A 23,581-nucleotide genomic window follows, 5' to 3' on the forward strand; every position below is an offset into this window, starting at 1 on the left:
GACAGGGGAAAACTTCAATCACGATATGTGGTTCCCCGTCTAAGAAAGTAATGCCGCCGTGTCCTGTCCAGGAGTTCAGAGCTGCGAAAAGGCACCCAAATTAGGTGTGAAATGCCGCTTCTAGGTGTGCTTTAGGCCGGACATGAGTGTTTTTTGGGCTTTACACCTAGGCGTGTCTCCTAAATCGTCGCCGGTGGTCAGGGACGATTAGACGATGACAACTGCTTCTGTACTGACAGACGGACAATGGGACCGCGTTCAACCATTGCTTCCCTCTTCTGCCGGCCGCCGGGGGCGTCCGTTCCGCGACGATCGACGGGTAGTTGAGGGCATGATTTTCCGGTATCAGCACGATTTGGCGTGGCGTGATCTGCCAGCCGAGTTCGGTCCGTGGCAGACGGTCTGGAAGCGGGAGAACAGGTACAGGGGCGACGGCACCTGGGGCAGGATCTTCGCCGAGCTGCTGGGTGGCCCGGAGCCCCTTTGGCCGAGTGGATAAGTGGGAAAAGCAAAAGAGCCCATCCATACGGACGGACTCTTTGCCTTTTGGTTGCGGGGACAGGATTTGAACCTGTGACCTCTGGGTTATGAGCCCAGCGAGCTACCGAACTGCTCCACCCCGCGGCGATGAATCAACTCTACCGCATGCCGAGGGACTCTCAGGACATAGCGAATGTGGCATCCGGCACATTCGCTATGTCAGCGTCCAGTGGAGATCTCGAGGACGAAAAGCGCCGGGCGAAAACACCGAGGGAAAAACAAAAAGGTCCGGCACAATGTTTTCACTGTGCCGGACCTTTTTCTCCAGTTGCGGGGACAGGATTTGAACCTGTGACCTCTGGGTTATGAGCCCAGCGAGCTACCGAACTGCTCCACCCCGCGTCGCACGTACTACTTTACCTGCCGGTGAATGGCAGGCCAAATCCAAACGACGTGATCTCCGTCTCCGCGCAGTCGGAGCCAAGCCGCTCCTCACAAACGAAGGCCGGGCCAGCCCATTTGTGATGGACTGACCCGGCCTTCGTTCAAGCAATCCCGGCGCGGCCGAAGCCTGCCGAGGTTCTCGATGGTCCGCCTATTTGCTCGGTGAAGGTGACGCCGTTGGTGAAGGCGTGGCACTTGCCGACGGCGCAGGTGCCGGCGCGACGCCTAGCCGGGCCTCGGCGTTGAGCGCCTGTTGGATGGCGCTGTTCAATATCGACTGCTGGGTGCCGTAACCAGCGAAGTCACCCTTGGCCAGGGCGGCTTGGCCATCCTGGATTGCCTTGTTGGCCCGGTCCAACGCGGCCTTCAATTGGGCCTGGGCATCGGCTGTGGCGGGCGCAGTTGCTCCAGGAGTTGCCGGAGTCTGTCCGTTGTTCGCCGAGTCGCCGGCCGAAGCCCCGGAGTCGCCACCGAAGAGGATCTTCAGCGCGGCATCGAGGGTGGAGGCAAAACCTACCTTGTCGCCAAAGGCAACGAGGACTCGCTGAAGCGTTGGATAGGACGTTTCACCCGTTGACTTCACATACACCGGCTGCACATACAGCAGGCCGCCACCAACGGGAAGCGTCAGAAGGTTGCCGTTGAGCACATCGGAGGCTCCCTGCCTGAGCAGGTTAAGTTGCTGCGACACATCAGGATCGGAGTTGAACTTGTTCTGGGCCTGGCCCGGCCCTGGAACCTGGGTGTCCGTGGGCAACTGGAGCAACCGCAGCTGGCCATACGAGTCCGCTTTCACCCCCTTCTGGTTACCGGCGTCGGAATCGGCCGCAAGGAATCCGTAGAGGATATTCCGCGCATTTCCATTGACCACCTGCGGGATAAAGGAGGAGGTCAGCTGGAACGCGGGCTTGCTCTGGCCAGGCATCTGCAAGGACAAGTAGTACGGAGGTTGCCGGACAGGATCCGTGACAGTCGGATCGTTCGGGACGCTCCATGCGTCGTTGTTCTGGTAGAAGCTGTCCGCATTGGTCACGTGATAGCGCCCAAGCAGTTCCTGCTGGACCTTGAAGAGGTCTTCCGGATAGCGCACGTGGCTCATCAGCTGTCCGGACATCTCCGAGATCGGTTTGATGGTGCTGGGGAAAATCTTCTGCCACGATTTCAGGATGGGATCCTGGTCATCCCATGCGTACAGCGTGACTGAGCCGTCATAGGCGTCAACAGTGGCCTTGACCGAGTTCCTGATGTAGTTGATGGAGTTGTTCGGCAGGGCCGCGGTGCGTCCGGAGGTCGTCTGCGAGTCGGCGGTAGCGGTTTGCAATTGCTGCTGCTGCGAATACGGGAAGTACTGGCTGGTGGTGTAACCGTCCACAATCCACTTCACCCGGCCGTCAATCACCGCGGGATAAGCGCTGCCATCCACGGTCAGGTACGGGGCGACCTTTTCAACCCGATCGCGCGGGGAGCGGTCGTAGAGGATCTGGGACTTCTCATTGACGCCGTCGGAGAGCAGCAGATCCGAGGACTGGAACTTGATGGAGTACAGGAGCTTGTTGAACCAGTTACCGACGCTTGGACCACCGTTGCCGGTGAAAGTGTACTGCGTCTCAGTGGTGCTGTCCGTGGCGGACGGGCGGTCCTGCTCACGTTGCGGGGCACCGTCCGGAGCACCGACCACCGAGTAGTCCGGCGAATCTTCACCGAAGTAGATGCGCGGTTGGTAATTCGTATCGCTGCCGAGGACGCCCATGGACGGGATCCCGGAAAGCAGGAAGTCCGGCTTTCCGTCAACGGTGACCGTATTGCCCTTGGCGGCGACGACGCCGTAACCATGCGTGTAGACGATGTGGCGGTTGACCCAGGTCTGCTGGCTGGCATTCAACCCGTCCTGGTTCAACTCGCGGACCGCGATCACGGTGTCCTGGGTCTTGCCGTTCACAGTGTAACGGTCGACGTTCAGAGCCTTGGGGAACTGATAGTAGGGCCGGTACTGCTCCAACTGGGAAAACGCTGAGGAGACCAGGTTCGGGTCCAACAACCGGATATTGGCAGTGGTCGCCGCATCCTTGGCAAGCGCCCCCGTTTTGGCGTCCGTGGTGGCGTTGTACGGGGATACCTGGATCTTGTCCAAACCATAGGCGGAACGGGTCATCGAGATATTGCGGTCGATGTACTTGTTTTCCAGCGTCTGCTCCGAAGGACGGACTTGGAACTGTTGGATAACCCAGGGGTAGACGCCACCGGCGAGGATGGAGGTGATAATCAGCATGGCCGTACCGATGACGGGCAGGCGCCAGCGGCCTATCACGGCGGCCACAATGAAGAGTATAGCCACCAGACCCGCGGCAACGGCCAGGATGGTCTGCGTGGGGACCACGGCGTTGACGTCGGTGTACAGGGCACCCGCCCAGCGTCCGCCTTGGTTTTGGACGGTGCCGTAGACGTTAAGCCAGAAGTTGGCTCCGAGCAGCACCAGGAAAACCGCACCTGTCACGGCGAGGAAGATCTGTGCCGATCGGCTCGTGAAAATTCCCCGCTCCATGAGCCGGATGCTGCCGTAAAGGTAGTGGGTCAGGATTCCGGCGATGCCCGCAACCACCACGACGCTCATGAGGAAGCCTGTCACGAAGCCAAGGAACGGCAAGGACATGAGGTAGAAGCTGATGTCCAGGCCGAACTGGGGATCGGTTTGGCCGAACGGCACCTGGTTGAAGAACAGCAGGATCTTTTGCCATTGGCTGGCGGCGGCACTTCCGGCGAAGAGCCCGAAGAGGACCGGGATGCCGATCATGACGACGCGCCGCACGGGCTCGAGTTGGGCCTGGTACCGGTTCATGTTGTCCCTGGACTCCGAGTCAGGGGCATAGACCGGCCGTGCGTGGTAGGCGACGCGGATTGCGTAGAAAACCGCGAGGAACATCAACGCGAAGCCCCCCAGGAACGTCAAGATCCGGGCAAGGTTTTCCGTGACGTAGACCTCAATGAAGCCGAGCTGCTGGTACCACAGGACGTCGGTCCACACGTTGGCGAAGAAAATGAACCCCACCACCACGACGGCGACGACGATCAGGGTAGGCGTCAGCGCACCCCGTCTCAGCGGCGGTCTTCCGGGCGGGTTGGTGCTGGCTGGACGGGACAAACTCGGTACCTCATAGCTAGTCGTCAGTAAACGGACATCGGTGCGTGTGTTCGCCGGCCTTTACCGTGAAGCATGTGGCTGGGGCCGTCATATGTGCCACGAGTGGCGGTAGAGCTAAGTTCCATCGCCAGTCTAGTTGCTGGAGCAGGTCGGAAGCCGGGACATATCCTGCCCCGAGGCGAGTCGTTCCACGGCCGACTTGGCGTCCGCCAAGGTCTCCACCTTGACGACTTGGAGGCCGCTGGGAACGTGTCCGACCACCTCGTCGCAATTGGCTGCCGGCGCGAGGAAGAGGGTAGCGCCGCCGTCCCGGGCGCCGCGCATCTTCTGGGCAATTCCGCCGATCGGTCCCACAGTGCCGTCGGGGGTGATGGTTCCGGTACCTGCCACGTGCTTGCCGCCCGTCAGGTCGCCGGGAGTGATGCTGTCGATGATGCCCAAGGCGAACATCATGCCGGCACTTGGTCCCCCCACCTGGTCGAGCGAGATCTTGACGTCGAACGGGAAGGTGTACTGGTACTGCAGCGTCACGCCGAGGATGTACTTCCCGGCTGAGCTCTTGCCGGGCGTGATGGTCGCCGTCACGGGCTGGCCCTTCCGGTCGACGACGACGGCGGCAGGGGCGCCAGCGCCGTCGGCCAGCGCGGTTTGGATGACACTAAGGGACGTGACCGGCTTTCCGTTGATCGAGGTAAACACGTCCCCGACCTCCAGTTTGCCGTTCGATGCGGAGCCATCGGACAAGCCCGCGACCTGCAGTTTCTGCTGGTAGGGGATGTTTTCCTCCTGGAGCGCCGCAGCCACCGCGTTCTCCTGGGAAGTGGTCATGGCAAGGGCGCTTTCCTGTTCGGATTGCTGCTTGGTGGTGCCCTTGGGATACAGGAGCTCTTCCGGGTAGACGGCTTTGGAACTGTCCAGCCAAGCTTGGAACGCCTCGAAAATATTCACCGGACCATTCGGGCCGCCGTTGATATACACGGTGGTCAGGTCCAGTTCCCCTTTTGCCGGATAGCTCTGGTGGCCGGTAACGGTGATGACAGGCTTGTTGTTGTCCGTCCCCAGGGTGTTGAAGATGGGCCCGGGCGACTCAACGACATAGGGCACGGGAAGTGTGGCCGCCGCAATGCCGAGGAGGAGGGTCAAAGCACCGGACACCAGCATCGCGAAATATCGTCCGTCGCGGCGCTGCGCCGCACGAGGTGCCGGAAACTGACCAGGTTCCTGGCCGCCGTCGTGCGCTTGGGCAGGTCCGGGAGGCTGTCCGGGCTCCCCGGACGCTCCGGGGCTCGGCAAACTAGTCAATGGCAGACCTCTCCGCGCCGGGATATTTGAGTCCAACGCTACCGTTTCGGCCATCGCACAACGCAAGGCCGGTAAACATACCAACGATCCACCCTACGACGCTGTGCCCGTCCGGCGTGCTTTGCCTATAGCGAACGACGTGCCGATGAGGCAGACAGCCTCCGGGCATCGCGGTACCTTGAAAGTGATCACCAGTCACATCGACGATCGGCGGTACCATGACCTCCAACCCCAACACCCCCTCCAATGGAGACGATTCACCACAGGATCCTTTGGCCGAAATGCTGAAGAACCTGATGGGCGGGCAGGGCATGGGCAACATCGACCCCGCTGAGCTGGCGAAAGCAGCCGGGCTACCAAACGATCCGAACATGCTGCAGCAGATGTTCGCCCAGGTCCAGGCCATGATGAGTTCGACCACCGAAGGCCCCGTCAATTGGCAACTCGCCCATGAGAACGCGCGCCGCGTCGCGGCGGCGAGCACCGATCCGTCGGTCAATGCGCTGCAATCCCGCGAAGTCGACGAGGCACTCCGCCTCGCGGAGCTTTGGCTGGACCCGTTCACCGACCTTCAGGCAACCGGTTTGATCGGCCGTGCGTGGTCCCGCGCCGAATGGGTCGAAGCCACCCTGTCCACGTGGAAACGGCTCACCGAACCGGTGGCCAACAGCATCGCCAAGGCCCTCTCGGATGCGCTCACCCAGCAAATGCCGGAAGAAATGAAGGCAATGATGGGCGGTACCTCGTCCATGCTGCAGAACATGGGCGGCGCCATTTTCGGAATGCAGCTCGGCCAGGCGATCGGTGCACTGTCCGGCGAAGTGGTCAGTTCCACGGACATCGGCGTTCCGCTCGCCGATCTCGAAATGGCCTTGCTGCCGGCCAACGTGGCCAAATTCGGCGAAGGACTGAGCATCCCCGAGAACGATGTTCGGCTGTTCCTGGCCGTCCGTGAGGCCGCGCATGCCCGCCTGTTCGTCCAGGTTCCTTGGTTGAGGGGCCACCTCCTGAGCGCCATCGAGGCCTACGCCCGCGGCATCCACATCGACATGTCACGGGTCGAAGACCTCGCCCGCGACCTCGATCCCGGCAACCCCGAAGGTATCCAGGAAGCTTTGTCCCAAGGCGTGTTCATGCCCGAGCGCACCGCCGAACAGTCTGCCGCGTTGGAGAAACTCGAGACCGCATTGGCACTCGTGGAAGGCTGGGTGGACGAACTCACCGCCGCGGCCACCGAGAAAGTGCTGCCGTCCGCCGTCGCGCTCCGCGAGACGGTGCGTCGCCGCCGGGCCACCGGCGGCCCCGCCGAGCACGCCTTTTCCTCGCTCGTGGGCCTCGAGCTCCGTCCGCGCCGCCTGCGCGAAGCGGCAACCCTGTGGGCCGCGTTGAAGGATGAGCGTGGAATCGCGGGGCGCGATGCGATCTGGCAGCACCCCGACCTGCTGCCGACGGCGCAGGACTTGGACGATCCCGCCGGATTCACGGAACGTCGTCGCCTCGCCGAGGCCAGCGACAGCGAAGTGGACGACGCCCTGCAAAAGCTCCTTGAGGGCGGCTACGACGCGCCGGCCGAAGGTGAATCGGACGCTCCCAGATCAGACGACGGCGATACTCCGGGCAGCACGGATCCGGACGAGCCCAAGGGTTAGGCCAGCACCCCCGCAACATTGCACGGAATTGCACGGACGCGCCACAGCACTTAGTCGGCGTCGGTGCCCCAGCCCTCGGCTGGGGCACCGACGCCGTTTTCGTCTCCCGCCCCACTTAGCTCGCGGTCCAAGCCCCGCGACGTCGCAAACGCCACGCCTTCCAGGAAGGCCTTGGCTCGTTCGGTCTCAGGGTAGGCGTCCAAGTGCCGCCAAAAGGCGGCGTTGTGCCCCGCCACGAGGAGATGGGCCAATTCGTGGAGCAACACGTAATCGACCACCCAGGACGGCATGCCCTGAAGCTTGTCCGAAAGCCGGATCGTCCCGTCCGCCGGCGTTGCCGAGCCCCATCGGGACTTCTGGTTGCTTACCCAGCGGACCGACGTCGGAACAGCCCGCCCGCCCAGGTACTTCGCCGACAAGTTCGCGGCATGGTTCGCAAGGGCGACGTCGCCTGTCCGCCTGCCATTGCCGCCGCCTCCGGCTTGCTTCTCGCCTTGGCGCTTGAGCTTGTCCAACATCCGCCGGACCCACTCGCCCTCTTGCGCCTTCGTAAAGTGGGCGGGGATCGCCACGACCGCTTTCCCGTCCTCCCAGAAGGCGGCCACGGTCCGGCGACGCCTCGCCGAGCGGCGAACGACGACGGGCGCCCCGTCATGCGTGGTCAGTGGTTGGGCGCCGGCTCCCCCGGCTGAATTGCCCGTGCGCCGAGTCACGAGGAAGGCTCGCTCTCAGCCAGGACCGTCAGGACGGCTTCGCCGTACTTTTCAAGCTTCGAAGGCCCCACACCGGCAAGTTTCGCCAGTTCTTCAAGGGACGCGGGCCGCGCCTCAGCGATGGCAGTCAATGTGGCATCCGTGAACACAACATAGGCAGGAACGTCGTTGCCAAGGGCTTCTTCCTTACGCCATTGGCGCAAAGCCTCGAAGGTCTGTTCCTCATATGTGGGTGGGCACTGGCTGCAACGCCCCACCTTGCGCTCGGCTCCCGTCGCAAGCATGGTCCCGCACACCCTGCACGACGCCGGCGCGGCCACCTTGCGCCGTGGCAAGGCGCGGCTGCGGGCATTGGCGCCGAGGACGGAATCCGGGCGCAGCCCGTCGAGGAACCGCGACGGCTTCCGATTCGCCCGGCCACCGGGAGTCCGTGCGGTGGACCAGGACAAGCTCAAGTGTTCGCGTGCCCGGGTGATTCCCACATACAGCAGACGACGTTCCTCATCGACGCTTCCCGGAGTATCGGCAAAGGAAATCGGCATGAGTCCTTCGCTCAATCCCACCAGGAAGACAGCGTCCCACTCAAGGCCCTTCGCCGCGTGGAGCGACGCCAACGTAACGCCTTGAACCGTGGGAGCGAACTGGGCGACGGAACGCTCTTGGAGTTCGTTGACGAATTCCACCAAGCTGAAACCGGCGCCCCGGCTCAAAGCAAGCTCGTCGGCGAGCGATACCAGGGCCGCAAGCGACTCCCACCGTTCACGCAAGGCGCCCCCGCTGTGCGGCGCGGCGTCGGTGTAACCCAGGGAAGCCACGATGTCCCGCACCAATTGCCCAAGCGGCTCCTTGGTGGAATCCTCCGCGACTGCCCGCGTGGCAGCGCGCAATTGCAGGATGGCGTCCCGTACTTCCTTGCGGGCGAAGAATCGCTCGCCGCCCCGCAACTGGTAACCGATACCCGCAGAAGCAAGGGCTTGTTCGTACGCTTCGGATTGCCCGTTGGTGCGGAACAGGACCGCGATCTCACTCGGTTTTACGCCGGCGTCGATCAATTCCTTGATCCGTCCGGCAACCACTGCGGCTTCTGCTTCGTCGTCAGGACACTCCATGAACCGCGGCTCCGGCCCGCCGTCGCGTTGTGCCACAAGCTGCAGCGGCTTGGCCCAGGCAGCGTCAGCCGCGGGACCGCCGCTACGGCGGGAACCCAGGAGGTCATTGGCGAGCTTCACAACTTGCGGGGTGGAGCGGTAGTCCCGGACGAGCTTCACAACAGTCGCTTCAGGGTACTGGGCCTTGAAGCCGAGAAGGTGCTTAGGAGACGCTCCCGTGAAGGAATAAATGGTCTGGCTCGCGTCACCGACGACACAAAGTTCGTCGCGTCCCCCCAGCCACAGCTCAAGGAGCCGCTGCTGCAGAGGGGAAACGTCCTGGTACTCGTCCACTACGAAGTGCCGGTACTGTTCGCGGACGGTGGCCGCGACTTTCGGATCCTCCTGGAGAATACCCACCGTGATCAGGAGGACATCCTCGAAATCGATCACGTTCCGATCGGTCTTCACGTCCTCATAGGACTGGAAGACCCTCGACACCGCTGTGAGGTCGAAGCCTCCCGGAGTTCCACGACCTTGGGCATTTTCAAGGTAATTGGCTGGGGTCAACATCGAAACTTTGGCCCACTCGATTTCGGCAGCGAGATCACGGATGGACGCGCGATCGGTGCTGAGCCGGAGGCGCCGGGCGGCCTCGGCGATCATGTTGGCCTTGTGGTCGAGCAGGTTCGGCAGAACTCCGCCGATCGCTTGCGGCCAGAAGAACTGCAATTGGCGAAGGGCCGCGGCATGGAACGTGCGGGCCTGGACGTTCCCAACGGCAAGGTCCCGCAGTCGGCTGCGCATTTCGGCCGCGGCCCGTGACGTGAATGTGACAGCCAGGAGGCGTTGCGGGCTATAGACGCCCGAATGGACGCCGTAGGCAATGCGGTGCGTGATGGCCCGGGTCTTCCCTGTCCCGGCTCCGGCGAGGACACACATCGGTCCTTTGAGATTGCTGGCGACCTCCCGCTGTTCTGCGTCGAGGCCTCCAAGGATGCGCTCTTCGAGCGTTCCGGAGCCGTTGAAAATCACCTCGGTCACTGCTGAAGATCCTCGATGACTCCGCCGTACCAGTGTTCGATCAGGGACCGGGCGATCGAGAGCCTCGTGGGAACCGTGATCTCGCCGCTCAGCACCGCCGCCTGGACTTCCTCGCGACTGAACCACCGCGCCCGCGTGACCTCGACGCCGTCGGGCCGGGCATCGACGTCGTCCGTGGAAGCAGTGAACCCGAGCATGAGCGAGGCCGGAAACGGCCACGACTGGGAGCCAAGGTACTGGCACGCGGTGACCTTCACCCCGACTTCTTCGAGGATTTCGCGGGCCACGGCCTGCTCCAGCGATTCACCTGGCTCCACGAAACCAGCCAAGGTTGAATAATTCTTCGCGTCTGCCGGACCGCCTCCGCCCAGCAACACCCTGCCGTCCGCTCCGACAACCGTGACAATGATGGCTGGATCCGTCCGGGGGTAGTGCTCGGAATTATCGCGGGGGCACCGGCGGACCCAGCCTCCGGCTTCAATCCCGGTGGGAGTACCGCACTGCGGGCAATGGGTGTGCGTAGCGTGCCAATTCGAGATGGCACTCGCCTCAACGAACAGGGCGGTCTCCGTGGCGTCGAGGCGCGCGGCGACCTCCCGGAATCCTGTCCACGTTCCGTCGGCCGGCAGCCCCGCGGTTCCGGGGATGGGCTGCTCTTCGGGGACGAAAAGGACTATGGGCGTCCGCTCCGGAACCGAGGACGCTGCCAGCGTGCGGCCCAGGTAGATCGCCGTGACTCCACCGGCGACCCCTTGAAGGGAGGCAGCGAGGGCTTGGGCGTCCCCAAGCCACAGCTTGTTGTCAAGAATGAGGGCTTGGCGTTGCGACAACACCATGGCCTTGGCGTTGCCGGAAGCTATCACGTCCTGGACCATGCCCGGCTTCATCCGGTCTGCCGATCCCCGGTCAACCACGGCCGGACGTACCGGAAGAACGGTGTCAATGAGGTGATTTGCGGGGGCCCGGAACTCGGTGAAACTCATGTATCTACCGTACTGATTCCCACCGACAATTGACATTTGCCTCCAGGAGGCGGACACCTGCTTTGATACCTGTTTTCTCGCGGATCTCAAGACTCGCCGCGCTGCATCGCCCCCATAGCCGCCAGTCAATCTACCGTGGACACGTGAGAAGAACACCGTTCGAACTGGCCGCTATTGCAACTGCGGCGGTCCCCGGCCTGACGCCGACGGCCGCCGCGTCCGCGCCGGATGATGCTGCCGATTTCGATTCGGCGCTCCTTCTGGACTCGGAAGGCAAACGATGGCGCGTCCGGTCGCCCCGCCACCCGGAAGCCAGTGCGCGCTTGGAAACCGAGTTCATGATCCTCAGGGCATTTGCGCCGGCAATCCGGGCCGAGTTGCCCTTCCTGATGCCGACTGTGGCCGGAACGGTGCGCCAAGGAGCCCTCAGCACTTTCGTCTACGCCCACTTGGCGGGAGCGACGCGCAGCATCGAAGAGCTGTCCGCCGGCAACGATGCCCTGGCCAAGGAGATCGGCGCCGCCCTGGCCGCCGTGCACGACCTCCCCCAGTCGATCGTCAACAACGCGGATCTCCCCAGCTACACCGCCAACGAATTCCGGCAGCGCAAGCTCAACGAACTGGATCAGGCCGCAACCACCGGAAAAATCCCGTCCGCCTTGCTGCGCCGGTGGGAGCATGCGCTTGAGGACGTGGCCTTGTGGCGTTTCAACCCATGCGTGGTCCACGGCGATCTCCATGAAGACAACCTCCTCATCGACGGCGATGCCGTCACAGCGCTGACAGGCTGGACCGAGTTGCGCATTGGCGACCCTGCCGATGACTTCGCGTGGCTCGTGGCCTCCAATGAGCAGACCTTCGTGGAGTCGGTACTGCGGCACTACACCTCGGCCCGACGTGATGCCCCGGACAGCCACTTGCTGCGCCGTTCCGCCCTGCTCGCAGAATTCGCCTTGGCGCAATACCTCGTCAAGGCCCTCGCCGCGGGCCACCAGGAAATGACCGCGGAAGCCGAAAGCATGCTCAAAGCACTCGCGGACGATATCGAACAACAGAATGCACTGGCTGCTGAAGAGGCCGCGGCCATGGCGGCCGCTTCCGTGCCCCCGCCGGTGACACCAGCTGCGCAGGTTCCTCCCGTTCCTCCAGTAGCGCCGAACGCCCCGGCGTCGACGGCTCCAAGCCCGACCCGTACCGTGCCGGCCTCTGCTTCTTCGGCTCCGCCCGGTCCGGCCGCTTCCCTTGCCGTTCAAAGCGATCCGACGAAACCTGCAGTAACCGTGACACCCATACCGGAGGCCGAAGAACCAGGCGATTCGGCCGATCGCACTGAAGAGAAGCCGGCGATCCCTCCGGTCACGGTGGAGAGCTTGGAAAAGGACCAATCGTCCGCATCATCCGGGCCTGCCTCTGATGACGTTGACGCACAGCCTGCCGCACCAGGCGAACCGGACGACACCTCGACCACGGCCCTCAAAGTCGTGGACTCCGACTATTTGCAGGAAGCAAAAGACGCATAGGGGTGCGCTCAGCCTGGGAGGACGCCCGGGCTTTACGAACAGGGCGCCCTCCCCTATCAGGTGGTCAGGACTTCCTATGCAGTACCTAGTGCGGAGGCGATGATCTCCTCCAACTCTTCGGCACTCCCGAGGTCGTGCGGCCGGACGACGGCGTCGTCCGCAACGTAGTAGAACGCCGCACTCACCTCGTCCAGCGGAACACCCTTGAGCCTCGCCCATGCGAGGCGGTAGACGGCAAGTTGCACGGAACGCGTCTTCAGCTGCCGGCCTGCCGGGCGACGTCCCGTCTTCCAATCCACGAGCTCCCACGTACCGTCGGCCCCGCGAAAGACGGCGTCGATCCGTCCACGCACCACGACGTCGCCGATCCGCGTTTCAACGGGAACCTCCACAAAGGCGGGAGCGCGATGTGCCCATTCTGACGACCTGAACGTCGCAACCATCTCGTCCAGGCCATAGGCTTCGTCAATGTGGGCGTCGGAGCCGGGCATTTCGTCGAGGTCCAGCATGCCGGTGGTCCCGAAGTACTCCTCCACCCATGAGTGGAAAGCCGTGCCTTTGCGGGCCGAGACGCCGGGTTGCCGTGGCACGGGGCGCCGGAGCTGTGCCAGCACGGCGGAGGGGTCGTCCCCGAGGTCGACGAACATGGAGGCGGATATGTGTCCGGGCAGGTGAACATCCTGGACCGGTTTCCTGCGCAGTTGCCGTTCCAGCAAGAGGGCTGCTTCCTCCGCCCAGCCTGCCGCGGCGCCGCGGAGGGGCTCACGACTCGACGGACCGGCGTCGACGGCGTTCCCTCCCTCCGCCGAAGCATTGAGGACCAGCGGCGAATCCGGGAGCAACTGCTCAATGGCGGACCTGACCCGGGCGGCTGCGGCATCCATGGCGACGCGACGACCGGGAACGAGGCGGAGCCGTTCTCCTGTCCGCGGATCAATGGGACCTTCAAGGGGATCGTAGGGGAACAGCGCGACTTCCATGCCGACAGTCAAGGGACTCTCCGTGGGCAGGGCGTCTTCCTCCAGGGACTGGGAGTGTACAACAGCAACCGTGCCGCCGTCAGATCCGTTGCCGGGCTCACCCGTAAGCCGTGCGAGCTCGGCGAGGAACGGCGAGGTTTCCGCGATCCCTGCCCGCGATCCATTCCAGGCGGCGCTGGAGGCCCACAGCACGAATTTTGCGCGGGTGTATGCGACATACGCGAGTCGCCGCTCTTCGGCTTCGCCGTGGTACTGGACCTCGGCCTTGAATTCCTTTTCCGCGTCCAGCCAACCTTTCTGGTCGTGCTGGTCGAGATCCCACTGGGGCAAGTCCGCGCGGTCTCCGCGGAGCGGCCAGGGCAAAGCCGCGGCGCCGCTGCTCCACCGCGAGTCCCGATTGCTGGGAAACGCGCCCGCGTTGAGCCCGGGGACAAAGACGACATCCCATTCGAGGCCCTTGGACGCGTGGACCGTCAGCAATTGCACGGCCTCGTGGTTCACCTCCGCATCCGCCATGTCCAAACCGCCTTCTTCGGAGGCGGCAGCTTCGAGCCAACCAAGGAAGGCCAAAAGGTCCACCCGCTGCGAAGTCTGAAGGAAGCCTGCCGCGGCGTCATGGAAGGCATCAAGGTTCCGGCGCGCTTGGTGGATGCTCGTGCCTGGCTTCGCTGCGACCTCGATGTCCAAGAGCATGGCGCGTTCCACTTCGCCAAGCAGCGTGCTGAGGTCATCGCCCATGAAGCCCCGGAGGTTCCGGAGTTCGGCGGACAGCCGGTGCAGGCGGTCGAGGGCTGCCGGGCTCAGGGAACGGCCGTCGGCCGAGGTCCACCCAGGCCGCGGCAGGAAATCCAGTGCCTCCACAAGGCTTGCGGCATCAGTGATGTCGCTCTCCACAACGGTTTCTGCCGCGGCGTCATCCTCTTCCGTGGAAAGGCCTTGGGAGCGCCGCCTCGCGAGGAAACGGGACCAGTCACGGAACGCCATGAGGTCCGCTGGCCCGATTCGCCAGCGCGCGCCGGCGAGGAGGCGCATGAGGGCGTCCGACCTGCCGGGATCAGCGAGGACCCGGAGCGCCGCCACGAGGTCCACAACCTCGGGGGTGTCGAGCAGTCCGCCGAGACCCACAATTTCGTAGGGGATTCCTTGGACTTCGAATTCCCGCCGCAGGCATTCCATTTGTGCGCGACGACGGCAAAGGACGGCCACCGTCGGCGAAACCGGTGCACCGTCGGCTGTTGTTTCAAAAACCGTGCGGCGATAGCGACGGACAGCATTGGCGATCTCCCCGGCTTCATCCTCGTCCGTGGCGAAACGGCCGATGACAACATCGCCGTGGACCGCGGCCGGGCTCGGCTGCAACGCTGGTACTGTCACGGAGTCGCCGTCGGCTTTGTCCCCCGCGGCCTTACCGTTCATAGCCACCTGGTTGAGCGGCACCGAAATGACGTTCGCCGCCGCCAGGATGTTGCGGCCGTTCCGCCAGGCGGTTGTCAGGTACGACGTCGGTGCAGTTGCCCAGTCTGGTGTTCCGGCGTCGTTGTCCACGCGGACGGGAAACTCCTGGACGAAGTGGAAGAGCTGGCCCGCCGAAGCGCCCCTGAAACCATAGATTGATTGGTTCGGGTCGCCGACCGCGGTGACGGCATGCCCTCCTCCGAACAATCTCGAAAAGAGGACCAACTGGGCATGTGACGTGTCCTGGAATTCGTCGAGGAGCACCACTTTGTAGCGCTCCTTCTCGGTAGCGGCCGCCAAGGGTATGTCCCGCGCAATTTTCGCTGCGAGGGCCACGAGGTCGCCGAAGTCAAGGACTCCGCGGTTCCTTTTTGCCTCTTGGTACCGCCCCACCATGTCCGCGACACTGGCCCGGGTTCGCAGCATGGCGCCAAGTTCCCCCGCGGCTTGGGTCGGGTTCTTCTTAGCACCGGCTTGATAGGGCAAGTCCTCGTATTCAGAAACACGATCCATCAGCCAGGCCTCAACCTCAGCGGGTTCCCGGAGGTGCTCTGCGCATTCGCCTGCCATCTGGATGACGGCGTTGACCAGGGTCGACTTGGCTGCGGTGAAGTGTTCGTAGTCGCCGTCGTAGGCTTCGACGACTTCACTGGCGAGTTGCCACGCCTGCGCGCCCCCCAACAGCACAACGTCGCGTTCAATACCCAGGCGCAGGCCGTAATCCGAAACGATGCCGCTCGCGTACGAGTGGTAAGTGGAGACCTTCGGTTCGAGTTCGTCAGAGCCGGCAACGCCTTCCGGAAAGCCGTGCCGTCCATCGTCAGAAGCGGCGATTCGTTGAAGGGTAGCCAGTTTGGCTCGGATGCGGCTGGCCAACTCCCCTGCCGCTTTGCGCGTGAACGTGACGCCCAGGACCTCTTCGGGGCGGACCCATCCGTTGGCCACGAGCCACACCACCCGGTCGGCCATGGTCGCGGTCTTTCCCGAGCCGGCACCCGCGATTACCAGCCGAGGGGTGAGCGGCGACGAAATGATGGCCGCTTGCTCATCCGTGGGACGGTTGCGTTCACCCAGGATGTCCGCCAATTCGCCTGGGGAAAACCGTGGCGCGGGAAGCTCCCCGGGATTGCCTACGCCATCTCCGAGGGCGAATCCTGCAAGCGTCTGGATGGTCATTCGGTAACCTGCTTTCCCCTGGCGCACAACGGGCAAATATCGGGCAGGCGGCAACCGTGGCCGCCATGGCCGCTTTTCGAAGGATCATGGCGGGCCTCGAAGCTGGCGCCCGCCATGAGGACGGCTGCTTCTGCTACAAGGTCCTGTGCCCAGTTTTGCCCCGGCTCCAAGGGTTCCTGGGCCTGAATGGCAGGGGCCTTCGACTTGGTCCCGAGCTGTGCCAGCACGGCACCTCCGGGAACGGACCCCTGGAGCTTGGCCGGTTTGTCCAGCCCTTCCGGAGGGTCGAACGCTCCGTGCAGGACGGCGGCCTGGTATGCGCCGAGTTGCGGATGCCTCTCGAGTTCGGCCTTGCTCGGCTGGCGCTTGCCGGTCTTGAGGTCCACAATCACCAGGCGGCCTTCCGCATCGATTTCCAAGCGGTCCACTTGGCCACGCAGGACAGCATTCCGGAACTCGCGGGTGCCCTCCTGGTGGAGGCTTTCGTCCGGGGCTGCCGGCGGACGTGGGGCTGCCGGCGGAAGTGGGGCCGCAGGCGCAACAGTAGAAACAACGGAAACCGGTGCCAATGGAACGTCGAAATCCACTTCTACGCCGGCGAGGCTGCGGCCTTCTTGCCGCATGGAAATGACGTACTGGGCCAGCTTGCGGACCATCTGTTCCGCACGTTGGAAGTCGAGCCTGCCTTCCCAGTTGTCCTTCATTCCAAGGGTTGGCCATCGACGCACGAGTTCGGCGATGTACTCGGTTCCTGAAGCGTCGGGCAGCTCTTGCGCAATGGTGTGCACCAGCGTTCCCAGGCTCCGGGCGAAGTCGGTGGCCGCCTCTCCCCCTGCCGCCTGGACGAACCAATCCACGGGAGACCTATGCACTGTCTCAACTTTGGACGGAGAAACATATACCGTGCCTCCTTCCGGCACGACCGGTTCGGCACTGCTCAGGGGTGCCAGCCCCCACCAGGAATCGGGATGCGCTCCGGGGACCGCAGGCTGGACGGTCGCGAGGTGCGCGAGGACCCGAGCAGCTTCGGTGGCCTCCGCTGCGACGGCCGGTTGCGCAAGTCCGGCGTCATCGGGCTGGACCCGCTGGCGCAGTTCGGCAACCAGGGCACGCAACGTCATGGGCCGGTCCACCGGTGTGTAGTCGCGGCGGAACTGGCCGGGTTCGAGGGGTGCCACATAGTCAAGGAACGCCGATTGCTGTTCATCTTCGGACGAAACCGCTGTGCAGATGAGAAGCTCCTTGGCACGCGAAACAGCCGCGGAAAAGCTGCGGAGCTCGTCATAGCGGATATCGCGCAGCCTGCTGAGAGCGCCGCGTTGCAGGGCATGCGCCGCTCCATGTTCCACAGCGTCAGCGAACAAGGTGCTACCAAGGAGTTCACCGCGGAGCCTCGTGTTTGGCCAGACTCCTTCTTGCAAGCCAGCAACGATCACTACGGGCCATTCCCTCCCGGCAGCGCTGGCCGGCGTCATGAGCTCGACGGCGTCCTCCAACTGGGCCCGCGCCGCGAGTGTGTCCATAGGCAGTTCTTGACTGAGCAGGTACTCCAGGAACTGTTCCGGACCGGAACCAGGAAGCTGGGTGACATACCGCTCAGCCGTGTGGAACAGCGCCATCATGGCGTCAAGGTCACGGTCAGCACGGGCGCCGGCCGGACCGCCGTCGAGCGCCATTTCCGCCCAGCGAGACGCAAGTCCAGTGGCCTGCCACAGGGCCCACAGCACAGTCTCCGCGTTGGCGCCGGCCTCTTCGGCGGCCGCACGTCCGGCAGCAATCACACGTGCCAGCCGCCGCGCGGAACTGCCCTCGATACCGAGGGAACCCAATGCCCCGGGCTCCACCAGGGCTTCCACGAGCAGGGCATCACTGGACCGCCCTCCGCCACCCAGCAGTTCCTCCCTGCGCAGCGATTGCCGGAGGCGCCGCAGCTCGATGGCCGTGGCGCCTCCTATCCTTGATGTCAGGAGGGAAACAGCCAGTTCGGGCGTCAGCTTTCCGGCGTCGAGCACAACTCCAAAGGCCTCCAGTAGCGGACGGACAGCCACTTCGTCGCGGACGGCGGAATCTGCGACCGGGACCCGAACGGGAATCCCCTGGCCGCCCAAGTAGCGTTGCAATTGCGAAAGTTGTCCGCCGTTGCGCACGATCACCGCGATGTCCCCGAACGCGCGGTTTTCCCGTAACTGCGCTTCCAGGATGCGCTGTGTGACGTAGCGCAATTCGTGGACCGCGGAAGGCAGGACATGTGCCTCCACGCGGCCCTGCGGCTGCCCGGCTCCGGCAGCGTCCACGGGTGCCGCGTTACCGTTTGCTGCGTTACCGTTTGCTGCGTTACCGTTTGCCGCACTATCAGGTTCCGCGTTATCAGGAACGGGATCCAAGCGGCGGGCAAGCCGACCACCAGCCCGCTGGGAAATCCTCGCGGCCACGCCGGTCCAGGCATCGGCGAGCGCGGGAAGGTGGCGATGCGTATGGCGCAAGGGAAGCTCCAAGACTTTGCCGTCGATTCCGCCGAGGAGGGACGGCAGTTCGGCGACGAGGTCCGGACGGGCACCACGGAACCCCTGGACCACGGTGTCAGGAGAGGATGCCACAAGGACATCCTTGCCTTCCGCAATGTCCGCGAGGAGCTCGAAGACTGCCGGATTCGCTTCTTGGACATCGTCCACCAGGAGCAGCTGTAGGCGGTCACGTTCAGCCGCGAGGAACTCCGGCGCATCCTGGAAAATCTGCCGCGCCGCCGTGATGATGCCGGCGGGGTCGAACGCCTCCGGCATCCGCAGGTCCAGGACGTCGCGGTATTCCGAATACAGGTCCGCCGCGGCGATCCAGTCCGGCCGCCCGCAGTCGTAAGCCAGGGACCTGAGATCGTCGGCTGTACGCCCGGATTCGATGATGCGGTCAAAAAGTTGCCTGACCTCCTGCCGGAAGCCGCGCGTCGGCAGTGCCGCGGACAAATCCTTCGGCCATGGAAGCTCGAAGCCCGGCAGCTGGTGTCCTTCGAGGAGTTCTTTGATGATGAGGTCCTGTTCGGGGCCCGAGAGCAACTTCGGCGGGCGCTGGAGCGGAAGTATGCCTTCGGCCTTGGCGCGCCGGATCAGATCGAAAGCGTACGACGCCCAGGTGCGTGCCGGCGTCGTACTCAAACTGCGGTCCAGGCGGCCCGTAAAGGAATCCCGGAGCGCCGACGCCGCGTGCCTGCCCGGCGCCAGGATCAGGATCCGCTCCGGATCCACGCCGTCCCGCTGTACGCGCCGCACGGCTGTTTCCACCAGGACGGTGGACTTTCCCGTGCCCGGAGCGCCCGGTACCAGTACCGGGCCGGAACCGTGCGCGAGTCCGACGACGGCGGCTTGGTCGACCGACAGCACAGGCGCCACGTGCTGGACCTCGCGGGGCGGAAGCAACCGCAGCCTGGCCGTACCGGCCGGTGCCTGGGCTGCTGCTTGCGGATTTTCCTGCTGCTTTTCCTGTGGAGTTGCTGGTGGCGCTACTGATCGACTCACACAGTCATTTCATCATCGGGCACTGACAATTTATGGAGCTGGCGTTCGAGTCGCTCGGAGATGGCATCGATCGCGTCGAAATCCTCGTCGCCCGGAGCCCACCGCGCAAGGCCGAGGTCAACGCGCCAACGGCCCTCCCCGGTCCGCAGGTATCCGGCGTAATCGCCGTGGAGGGGCGTGCCTTCCTGCACATAGTGGCGCAACGCCTCGGCTTCGAGGCCCGGCGGAGCTTCGCCGCTCGCGCGGAGGACGCGCCACCATGCGACCGAGCTGCCGTGATGACTCATGACGGATCCGATCTGGCGCGGCCCTCCGGAGCCAAGAAGCTCGGCAATATCACCGTAAGCCACCGCTACACCCGGCGGCATGAGATCCACGACAGCCAAAACCGCCGTCACAAACTCCGTCCGCATCCATCCAGCGTATCGGCATCATGTGAGGTTCGTAGCAGCGGGAGTGTCGGGCCTTATCTTGTCGTAGGCCGCCGGTAGCGTGGTGGCATGAGCTCCTGGAACACCCTCCCCCGCGCCGCCTTCGATCTCGAAACCACCGGACGCAACTCGCGCTCCGCGAGGATCGTTACGGCGTCCATCACGGTGGTGGATGACAAGGGAGGCGTCGTCAAGGAGCTCGAATGGTTGGCCGATCCTGGCGTGGAGATCCCCGAAGAAGCCAGCGAAATCCATGGAATCACCACGGCGAAGGCGCGGGCCGAAGGGCGTCCGGCTGCGGACGTCACCCGCGAAGTCGCTGCAGCCCTCCAGGAACTTTTCGACGACGCCGTCCCGGTCATCGCGTTCAATGCCAGCTACGACTTCACGGTCCTGGCAGCGGAATCCGCCCGCTACGGTGTACCGCAGTTGACCCGGTTCCCGGTGTTGGACCCGTACGTCATGAACAAGCAAGTGGACCGCTTCCGCAAGGGGAAGAGGACCTTGACGGCCTTGTGCGAGGAATACGGCGTGACCTTGGACAACGCCCACACTTCGGCAGCGGACGCCCTTGCCACCCTCCGTGTGCTGGATGCCATGGCCGGTAAATTCCCGAAGCTCCACATGCCAGCATCCCAGCTCCACCACCTTCAGGTTGATTGGGCGGCGGCGCAGGCCGCGGACTTCCAGAGCTACCTTCGCCGAAGCAAGCCCACGGCTGTTATTGAGGGTGATTGGCCCGTGCTGCCGCCGCAAGACGCGAGCCGCGGCGACTTCTAGCAGCGCCGTCCACGAGCCGGACACTTTCCCGCCGTCCACATGGTGGGACGTACGTCACATCGCCTGCTGGAAGCTGAAAGCAAGCTGGGCGTCAGTCATCTATTCCACGCCCGGCCATTTCGACGCTCCGGATTATGCGCGGCAAGCGCGAATCCATGAACTATATTCGACGTTCCAAGCTTTTCTTTCGCTAATCGTCGTCTCACCGAGGCCGAATAACGTGGTGACATAATTAAGTTTGGCGGGTCGAGTTCTGATATTGCGGCCAAAGCTGCTTCGGCCGCGTTCCCCGCCCGCCTCGCTAAGAACGCATGTTCCCCGATGAAAGTGATTTGCTTGATGAAAATCAAAGCCCTGAAGTGGTTCTCTGCTGTCCCCGTGGCCGCGGTCCTCGCTGTGTCCCTCGCGGCATGCGGCGGCGGTTCGGGCAGCGCCAGCAGCGCCTCGCCTACCGACGCCCTCCAAGGCAGCGACCAAAAGACGCTGGACAAGTACACCACCAAGGACGTCACACCCCTCGACAAGATCGACAAGTCCAAGCTGGGCCTCATCACCGACGGAACCCTGCGCGTCGGCACCTTGTCCGACGCTCCGCCGAACATCTTCATCGATCCCTCGGGCAAATTCACCGGCTATGACAACGAACTCCTGCGCGCGATCGGCGCCAAGCTCGGACTGAAGGTCGAGTTCGCGTCCACCGATTTCTCCGCGCTGCTCTCCCAGGTCAAGAACAAGCAATTCGACGTCGGATCCTCCTCGATCTCCACCACGGACAAGCGCCGCGAGACGGTCGGGTTCACCAACGGCTACGACTTCGGCTACATGGCCGTCGTCACCAAGACCGATTCCAAGGTCAAGGGCTTCGCGGACCTCAACTCCGGCGTACGCATCGGCGTTGTCCAGGGCACGGTCCAGGACGACTACGTCACCAACACGCTCAAGCTCGAGCCCGTTCGCTTCCCGGACTACAACACCGTGTACGCCAATGTGAAGAGCGGCCAGGTTGACGCTTGGGTTGCTCCGTCGCAGCAGGCCACCGGCCAGGTCAAGGACGGCGACAACACCAAGATCGCCGAGAAGGTGGTCAACACCCAGAACTTCACCGCCTACGCCGTGAACAAGGACAACCAGGCCCTGATCGACGCACTTAACTCCGGCCTTGACGCCGTGATCGCCGATGGTACGTGGAGCAAGCTGACCGCCGAGTGGTACAAGGACCGCCCGACCACGGCTGAGCAGACCCCGCAGGGCTGGAAGCCGGGCAGCAAGGCCGTCCAGATCCCGGCCAAGTAACCCCGGCGCTCCATGGATCTCCAGGAAATCCTCAAACAACTCGGCGAAACGTTCCTTGACTGGAACGCGATGGGCGAAGTCATCCCCAAGATGTTCGCGGTCGGCTTGCCGAACACGCTTGTCCTGGCTGTCACGTCGGGCATTATCGGCACGCTCATCGGCATGGTGCTGGCCCTCATGGGGATCTCCCGGAATCCCGTCGCGCGGTGGATTGCCCGGATCTACACGGATGTTCTCCGCGGTCTCCCGGCTGTGCTCACCATCCTGGTGATCGGCCTCGGCTTCGGCCCGATCATCCGCCAACTGACAGGCTCAACAAGTCCGTACCCGTTGGCGGTTGCCGCGCTGGCCCTGATGTCGGGCGCCTATATCGGCGAGATCTTCCGCTCCGGAATCCAAAGCGTCGACAAGGGGCAGCTCGAAGCAACCCGCGCCCTGGGGTTCGGCTACAGCGCTTCCATGCGCCTCGTCGTCGTACCCCAGGGCATCAGGCGGGTCCTACCCGCGCTCGTGAACCAGTTCATCGCGCTGATCAAAGACTCGTCGCTCGTGTTCGTGCTCGGCGTTCTGGCCTCTGAACGGGAAGTCTTCCAGATCGGCAAGGACCTTGCCGCGACAAGCGGCAACCTGTCACCGTACGTTGCAGCGGGAGTGTTCTACCTGGTCATGACGATTCCGCTCACGCATTTCGTGAACTGGTTGGACCGCCGCTTGCGGACGGGCCGGCCTGAAAAGAAGGAACCGGACGAGGCCGCCGCCGTCGTCGGGAAGGGAGCCCAGGCATGAGCGAGTTCGCATCCGGAACACTGACTGCAAAGAACATCCATTTGTCCTTCGGTTCGAACCATGTGCTGCGCGGCATTGACCTGCACGTCGAGAAGGGCACCACGGCTTCCGTGATCGGGCCCTCCGGCTCGGGCAAGTCCACGCTGCTGAGGGTTATGAACCGGCTGATCGAGCCGGCAAAGGGCGACATCCTGCTGGACGGCCGTTCGGTGCTCAAGGACAACCCGGACGAGTTGCGCCGGCGCATCGGCATGGTCTTCCAGCAGTTCAATTTATTCCCGCACAAAACCGTCGCGGACAACGTTTCCCTGGCCTTGCGGAAGCTGCGCGGCATGTCCAAGGAACAGGCCCGCAGCGAGGCCTTGGCCCAATTGGACCTCGTCGGGCTCAAGCACAAAGCCGACGCCCGCCCGGCGAACCTTTCCGGCGGCCAGCAGCAACGCGTGGCCATAGCCCGGGCCTTGGCCATGAAACCCGAGGTCATGTTCTTCGACGAAGCAACTTCCGCCTTGGATCCGGAACTGGTCAAGGGTGTGCTTGCCCTCATGACGGACCTCGCACAGGGCGGCATGACCATGGTTGTGGTGACGCACGAAATGGGCTTCTCCAGGAATGTTTCGGACACCGTGACATTCATGGACGGCGGTGTGGTGGTTGAGTCGGGATCGCCCGAGCAACTCTTCACGGAACCGCGGACCGAACGTTTGAAAGGCTTCCTGTCGGACGTGCTTTAGGACTCCGAAGCACAAAAGAAATCCCCGGTGTTCCCGGTTGCCCCCTTGAGGGAGAACCAGGAACACCGGGGATTT

Annotated in this window: 15 protein-coding genes and 2 tRNA genes; 7 read left to right on the top strand and 10 right to left on the bottom strand. The window is 63.7% G+C overall.

Features of this window, described 5'->3' with window-relative positions:
• Positions 1 to 214 precede the first annotated feature (214 nt).
• Complete coding sequence (locus ABCW42_RS14385) at positions 215 to 499, top strand: transposase (protein WP_423181855.1); 285 nt, start codon at positions 215 to 217, stop codon at positions 497 to 499.
• 48 nt (positions 500 to 547) lie between these two features.
• On the opposite strand, the gene ABCW42_RS14390 is transcribed toward ABCW42_RS14385, so the two are convergent.
• From ABCW42_RS14390 to ABCW42_RS14405, 4 genes are all read right to left on the bottom strand, one after another.
• A tRNA-Met gene (locus tag ABCW42_RS14390) sits at positions 548 to 624 on the bottom strand.
• Positions 625 to 808: 184 nt separating this feature from the next.
• Positions 809 to 882, bottom strand: a tRNA-Met gene (locus ABCW42_RS14395).
• A 193-nt stretch (positions 883 to 1,075) separates the two neighbouring features.
• The gene (locus ABCW42_RS14400) at positions 1,076 to 4,063 is read right to left on the bottom strand and encodes a UPF0182 family protein (RefSeq protein ID WP_423181856.1); all 2,988 of its coding nucleotides are present in this window, start codon (positions 4,061 to 4,063) and stop codon (positions 1,076 to 1,078) included.
• Between the two features lie 132 nt (positions 4,064 to 4,195).
• Positions 4,196 to 5,365: a YlbL family protein gene (locus tag ABCW42_RS14405; protein ID WP_423181857.1), complete on the bottom strand. Its 1,170-nt coding sequence runs from the start codon at positions 5,363 to 5,365 to the stop codon at positions 4,196 to 4,198.
• Positions 5,366 to 5,583: 218 nt separating this feature from the next.
• Here ABCW42_RS14405 and ABCW42_RS14410 point away from each other — a divergent pair, with 218 nt between their 5' ends.
• On the top strand, positions 5,584 to 7,014 hold the full coding sequence (locus tag ABCW42_RS14410) for a zinc-dependent metalloprotease (protein ID WP_423181858.1): 1,431 nt from the start codon (positions 5,584 to 5,586) through the stop codon (positions 7,012 to 7,014).
• Between the two features lie 50 nt (positions 7,015 to 7,064).
• Here ABCW42_RS14410 and ABCW42_RS14415 read toward each other — a convergent pair whose 3' ends face one another.
• The 3 genes from ABCW42_RS14415 to nudC are packed head-to-tail and all read right to left on the bottom strand — an operon-like array spanning position 7,065 to position 10,842.
• Complete coding sequence (locus tag ABCW42_RS14415; protein WP_423181859.1) at positions 7,065 to 7,727, bottom strand: M48 family metallopeptidase; 663 nt, start codon at positions 7,725 to 7,727, stop codon at positions 7,065 to 7,067.
• Positions 7,724 to 9,859, bottom strand: coding sequence for an ATP-dependent DNA helicase UvrD2 (locus ABCW42_RS14420; protein WP_423181860.1), 2,136 nt, complete (start codon positions 9,857 to 9,859; stop codon positions 7,724 to 7,726). The genes ABCW42_RS14415 and ABCW42_RS14420 overlap by 4 nt, the downstream gene beginning before the upstream one ends.
• Positions 9,856 to 10,842, bottom strand: coding sequence for an NAD(+) diphosphatase (nudC, locus tag ABCW42_RS14425; RefSeq protein WP_423181861.1), 987 nt, complete (start codon positions 10,840 to 10,842; stop codon positions 9,856 to 9,858). Before nudC ends, ABCW42_RS14420 begins: the two co-directional genes overlap by 4 nt.
• Before the next feature lie 143 nt (positions 10,843 to 10,985).
• Between nudC and ABCW42_RS14430 the strand changes: the two genes are divergently transcribed.
• Positions 10,986 to 12,362 (top strand): phosphotransferase, encoded by a 1,377-nt coding sequence (locus ABCW42_RS14430; protein ID WP_423181862.1) that lies wholly within the window; start codon positions 10,986 to 10,988, stop codon positions 12,360 to 12,362.
• Positions 12,363 to 12,436: 74 nt separating this feature from the next.
• Here ABCW42_RS14430 and ABCW42_RS14435 read toward each other — a convergent pair whose 3' ends face one another.
• From ABCW42_RS14435 to ABCW42_RS14445, 3 genes are all read right to left on the bottom strand, one after another.
• A complete protein-coding gene (locus tag ABCW42_RS14435) occupies positions 12,437 to 15,973 on the bottom strand; it encodes an ATP-dependent helicase (protein WP_423181863.1) in 3,537 nt (1,178 codons plus the stop codon).
• Positions 15,970 to 19,389 (bottom strand): ATP-dependent helicase, encoded by a 3,420-nt coding sequence (locus ABCW42_RS14440; protein WP_423184908.1) that lies wholly within the window; start codon positions 19,387 to 19,389, stop codon positions 15,970 to 15,972. Before ABCW42_RS14440 ends, ABCW42_RS14435 begins: the two co-directional genes overlap by 4 nt.
• 89 nt (positions 19,390 to 19,478) lie before the next feature.
• Positions 19,479 to 19,895 carry an MGMT family protein gene (locus tag ABCW42_RS14445; RefSeq protein ID WP_423181864.1) on the bottom strand — a complete coding sequence of 139 codons (417 nt, stop codon included), beginning with the start codon at positions 19,893 to 19,895 and terminating at the stop codon, positions 19,479 to 19,481.
• Between the two features lie 87 nt (positions 19,896 to 19,982).
• On the opposite strand from ABCW42_RS14445, the gene ABCW42_RS14450 reads away from it, so the two are divergent.
• From ABCW42_RS14450 to ABCW42_RS14465, 4 genes are all read left to right on the top strand, one after another.
• Complete coding sequence (locus tag ABCW42_RS14450; RefSeq protein ID WP_423181865.1) at positions 19,983 to 20,693, top strand: 3'-5' exonuclease; 711 nt, start codon at positions 19,983 to 19,985, stop codon at positions 20,691 to 20,693.
• Positions 20,694 to 21,032: 339 nt separating this feature from the next.
• Positions 21,033 to 21,986 carry an ABC transporter substrate-binding protein gene (locus tag ABCW42_RS14455; RefSeq protein WP_423181866.1) on the top strand — a complete coding sequence of 318 codons (954 nt, stop codon included), beginning with the start codon at positions 21,033 to 21,035 and terminating at the stop codon, positions 21,984 to 21,986.
• Positions 21,987 to 21,998: 12 nt separating this feature from the next.
• Entirely contained in the window at positions 21,999 to 22,772 is a 774-nt protein-coding gene (locus ABCW42_RS14460) for an amino acid ABC transporter permease (protein ID WP_423181867.1), read from the top strand.
• Positions 22,769 to 23,506, top strand: coding sequence for an amino acid ABC transporter ATP-binding protein (locus tag ABCW42_RS14465; protein ID WP_423181868.1), 738 nt, complete (start codon positions 22,769 to 22,771; stop codon positions 23,504 to 23,506). The genes ABCW42_RS14460 and ABCW42_RS14465 overlap by 4 nt, the downstream gene beginning before the upstream one ends.
• Positions 23,507 to 23,581: the final 75 nt, after the last annotated feature.

This window comes from Arthrobacter sp. NyZ413, assembly GCF_049390645.1.
Taxonomy (GTDB): Bacteria; Actinomycetota; Actinomycetes; order Actinomycetales; family Micrococcaceae; genus Arthrobacter.

Coding starts and splice junctions, on each gene's coding strand:
- ABCW42_RS14450 (WP_423181865.1), top strand. CDS start 19,983: ATGAGCTCCTGGAACACCCTCCCCCGCGCCGCCTTCGATCTCGAAACC.
- ABCW42_RS14465 (WP_423181868.1), top strand. CDS start 22,769: ATGAGCGAGTTCGCATCCGGAACACTGACTGCAAAGAACATCCATTTG.
- nudC (WP_423181861.1), bottom strand. CDS start 10,842: ATGAGTTTCACCGAGTTCCGGGCCCCCGCAAATCACCTCATTGACACC.
- ABCW42_RS14445 (WP_423181864.1), bottom strand. CDS start 19,895: ATGCGGACGGAGTTTGTGACGGCGGTTTTGGCTGTCGTGGATCTCATG.
- ABCW42_RS14410 (WP_423181858.1), top strand. CDS start 5,584: ATGACCTCCAACCCCAACACCCCCTCCAATGGAGACGATTCACCACAG.
- ABCW42_RS14385 (WP_423181855.1), top strand. CDS start 215: ATGACAACTGCTTCTGTACTGACAGACGGACAATGGGACCGCGTTCAA.
- ABCW42_RS14435 (WP_423181863.1), bottom strand. CDS start 15,973: ATGACCATCCAGACGCTTGCAGGATTCGCCCTCGGAGATGGCGTAGGC.
- ABCW42_RS14455 (WP_423181866.1), top strand. CDS start 21,033: ATGAAAATCAAAGCCCTGAAGTGGTTCTCTGCTGTCCCCGTGGCCGCG.
- ABCW42_RS14460 (WP_423181867.1), top strand. CDS start 21,999: ATGGATCTCCAGGAAATCCTCAAACAACTCGGCGAAACGTTCCTTGAC.